Below are 3542 nucleotides of genomic sequence, written 5' to 3'. Positions count from 1 at the left end.
TTGCTACTCGATACGACCAACTCGCCGAGAGCTTCATCAGCATGGTTCATATTGCTACCGCAAGATACTGGCTCAAATTCGTCCACGCCGCCTAGAGCCTTATGGTGAAAACAATTTTCATATCACGGGCCATGATCCTGCCGTCACAGGAAAGTCGTTGACAAATCTCTCGCTGCTTTTGCATGAGCTGACAACGAATGCTGCCAAGCACGGTGCATTAGCGAGTTCTGAGCGCGAGCTTTCGATAGATATTCAAGAGTCGTCTGACACTATTTTCATTTATTGGCTTGAAACAGGTAATGAGTATCATGATGACCAACCCAGCGAGGGGTTCGGTACAAGACTGGAAAGGGCACTGGTGTCGGCCTTGAACGCAGGCTTTGATCGATTGTGGGTGGAGAATGCCCTCAAAATATCAATTTCACTTCCAAAAGCGCTACCCGAATAGGGTGTGCTTCCGTGGCATCCTTGGCGGACAATCAATGCAAATCAACACGTAAGGCGCAACCGGCTTCCATTTCCCTCGGTCCAGATGTGAAAGGCTCGTAGTCTGTATCATCGCTTGATTTATGGATCAGCGATATCGGAAGAGTTCTGTGTCAGGAACTGTCTCGCCTGTTATGGCGGCTGTGATATTTTGAGCTGCAATCATCGCGAAGGTAATTCCGTTGCCACCGAAGCCCATAGCGGTAAAAATGCGCTCGTAACCGGGAACTCGGTCGATGATCGGCAAGCCATCTTTGGTCACACCGAATGGAGCTGACCAAACATAGTCGGGCTTATCAATCGTCACTCCGATGAGGTCTTCCAGCTTACGAATGATGATTGCCGCTTTATCTGCGAGTTTCTTCGAATCCTCATTGCTATTTTGCGCCTGTTCGTCCTCGCCACCGGCAATAATACGCCCAAAATCATCGGTTCTGAGATAAAGATAGGGATCTGCAGCCTCCCAGACGAGCATATCTCGCAACCAAGGTGGCGCGTTTCGCAAAGGCTTTGAAGCCAACGCCCAGGTCGATGTGATACTGTGCGATTTCGCCTCCATTTGAGGCAGATATTCGTAGCCGGTGCAAAATACTGCATGTTCAGCAACCAGAACTTCGCCTCGACGAGTTGCCAAGGCTACGCCTGAAGGCGACTCTGCCATATCCGTAATCTCGACGGGCGAAACGATCTGGGCATTGCGGGTTAGAACCGTGTGCAACAACCCCGCGGTAAGTTGCGCGGGATTAGCTGATGCGGAAATGTTCGACAAAATTGCTGCGGGGCGGTTCAATCCAAAACGCTCTAAGAGGACTTTATGACTAAAATAACTGGCGCTGATGCCAACCTTGTTGCGTGCAGCGGCCTCGTTGGCAAGCGCTTTCGCTCCCATCTCATCGCCAGCCAGGTAAAGCGCTTGCTTTGCATGCATTTGGCAATTGAGCTCGAGCGCACCCGACAAATCAATCAGGTCCTGAACGGCCTGCGCTGATCTTAACCAAGCAGCATGAGCTCCGTTCTCACCAATCTTCCGGCTTAGTCGGGTCAGGGGGACGTCGATCTCATGTTGGATCATTGCTGTCGATGCTGATGTCGAGCCCCGTGCCGGAGGGCGCCGATCAACGATCAACACGTTTTTTCCCCTGCGCGTCAACGCTTCTGCCGTCAGTGCTCCGGATATACCTGCTCCGACGACGATTATGTCAAAAGCCCTTCGAGGAAGATGGGTTTCTGCTTGAACGGTGGAATTGGGTGTTTTTATCCAGAAGGGGATGCCTGTTCGAAGGTCGTCTTTCCGAGTTTCTGCATCATGATCGGGCATGAACGATCTCCTCCAAATGTATTCTACGATAAATTTGGCAAATACCCTCTGATATTCAAGGACGTCTGTAATTCTATTGCGCCCGTAAGTCCGCACATTCAGTCGTTATGCCGGACAGATATCAGACTCAATGAGGAACAATCACCCGGATGAAATGTTCGGTTTTCTTAGAGATGAGAAAGGATTGATCAATGGACGCGCCGCAATTTGATGTCAAATGTACGTGGTCAGCCTTAAATGGTGCCGTTCTTCTGCCAATCGGGGGATCCGACAGAAATCCCGCCTGCTGAGCCGAAAAAGCAACCGAAGCCACCACCGGAATCAATACCCGATAGCGAACCAGCTAATCCGGATGAACCCGAGCAGATACCTCCTCTTCCGAATGCGGGGCAACCTTCACCGGAACCAAACAGTCCTGGCCAGCCAATGATGTGGGCATCTCGCGACGGTCGGGATAGGGCTGACACTCGCGAAGCATAGGCGGGGGTGCCGCAGTTTTTTAGAACGATCATTTTTTCGCACCGTGCTGTTTTGCCCTTCTGGTCGCAGCGCGAAGCAATTCTTCTACATTCGCAGTGGTAGATTTATTGCCATTTTCGTCCTCGATGGCTGCTCGGATGGCTTCAACTTCGCTTTCCGTAAGGTGTTCAATCCCGATAAGCCGTGAGCGCGCACCCTTTACAGATCTAAGTACCTCGTCCAGCTTTGCTTCCACAGCGGTGGAATCGCGATTTTGCGAGTTCTGGATCAGAAACACCATCAGAAAGGTAATGATCGTGGTGGCGGTGTTGATGACCAATTGCCAGGTATCGGAAAAGCCAAAAAGCGGGCCAGAAACCGCCCAAACGACGATGAAGCCCAAGGCACAGCCGAAGGCATAGGATGTCCCTGCAATTTCAGCGATGACTTGGGAAAGATGAGTGAAGAATTTTTCCATGACAATTCCTCTACAACTGTAAGAACGTGCCCTTATCCGCCGCCCAACGCTCAGCGTCCCGATAGAACTGACTTGCTCACCCATCGGTTCCGTTTTTGTGAATTTTCACTGAAAAGCGGGCAATTCGCCGAGGTATTCTGGTTGGAAGTAGAAAGCCCCCTACGACGAAGACTATGAAGTGGCCGGAACATTTATCCTGTGTAATCATTGGGAAAACAAGGTCGATAGCAATGACTGCACAACGCAAAGCTAGCGATAATGCTCGTCTTGATAAGATGCTGACGACCCCAAAAAAAGAACCGATCACCGGTTGAACGTCTCCGTGGCCTACAGGAACGCCACAGTTATGTCATCCGTCGAACGATCATACTGGCGATGCTCGTCATAACGTCATGGATTTAGCGATGAACAGTCAGACAGGTCAGAATTCGAATTCCTATCGGGATCGATCGTCGGGAATTTTGCGATACTTCCCGCGCATGATGCTCCTTGTCATGGGTCTATTGTTAATGGTCCTGTTTATATGGGCCCTGTTCGGTGGCGGACATTTTACAACTAATCGAGAGGGAATTCCAAACTTGCCGGCTGGTGGCATTACGGAAGATCAAGGGCTCATGCGTTTTGACAACTCATCCCAACAAACGCGGGCACTAAAGGCGGTCGGCCGTGGATGCCCTAAAAGCGTTAACGGAAGGAAGAACCATCATGCTAGGCCGTGCACTCATAAATAGGCTAGCTATTTGAATGGATTAGTTATTGAAAGGCCTCGGATTTGGAGGTCTTTGATGTCACGTCGCCGCT

The 3542-nt window shown here is 50.6% G+C and carries 3 protein-coding genes and 1 pseudogene; 2 read left to right on the top strand and 2 right to left on the bottom strand.

Annotated features, from left to right (window positions below):
- Window positions 1–95 (top strand): annotated as a pseudogene (locus tag FHW00_RS24675) (IS5 family transposase); the annotation flags it as partial.
- A 62-nt stretch (window positions 96–157) separates the two neighbouring features.
- On the top strand, window positions 158–448 hold the full coding sequence (locus FHW00_RS24670) for a hypothetical protein (protein ID WP_078341348.1): 291 nt from the start codon (window positions 158–160) through the stop codon (window positions 446–448).
- Window positions 449–574: 126 nt separating this feature from the next.
- Here the strand turns inward: FHW00_RS24670 and FHW00_RS24315 are convergent, their stop codons facing one another.
- Both FHW00_RS24315 and FHW00_RS24310 read right to left on the bottom strand, forming a co-directional pair.
- On the bottom strand, window positions 575–1804 hold the full coding sequence (locus FHW00_RS24315; protein WP_078341349.1) for an NAD(P)/FAD-dependent oxidoreductase: 1230 nt from the start codon (window positions 1802–1804) through the stop codon (window positions 575–577).
- 508 nt (window positions 1805–2312) lie between these two features.
- Window positions 2313–2741, bottom strand: coding sequence for a low affinity iron permease family protein (locus FHW00_RS24310; protein WP_078341351.1), 429 nt, complete (start codon window positions 2739–2741; stop codon window positions 2313–2315).
- Window positions 2742–3542 lie beyond the last annotated feature (801 nt).

Source organism: Ochrobactrum sp. P6BSIII (assembly GCF_014138065.1).
Classification (GTDB): domain Bacteria; phylum Pseudomonadota; class Alphaproteobacteria; order Rhizobiales; family Rhizobiaceae; genus Brucella.
This window is presented reverse-complemented; position numbering and strand designations above follow the sequence as displayed.

Coding starts and splice junctions, on each gene's coding strand:
- FHW00_RS24310 (WP_078341351.1), bottom strand. CDS start 2,741: ATGGAAAAATTCTTCACTCATCTTTCCCAAGTCATCGCTGAAATTGCA.
- FHW00_RS24315 (WP_078341349.1), bottom strand. CDS start 1,804: ATGCCCGATCATGATGCAGAAACTCGGAAAGACGACCTTCGAACAGGC.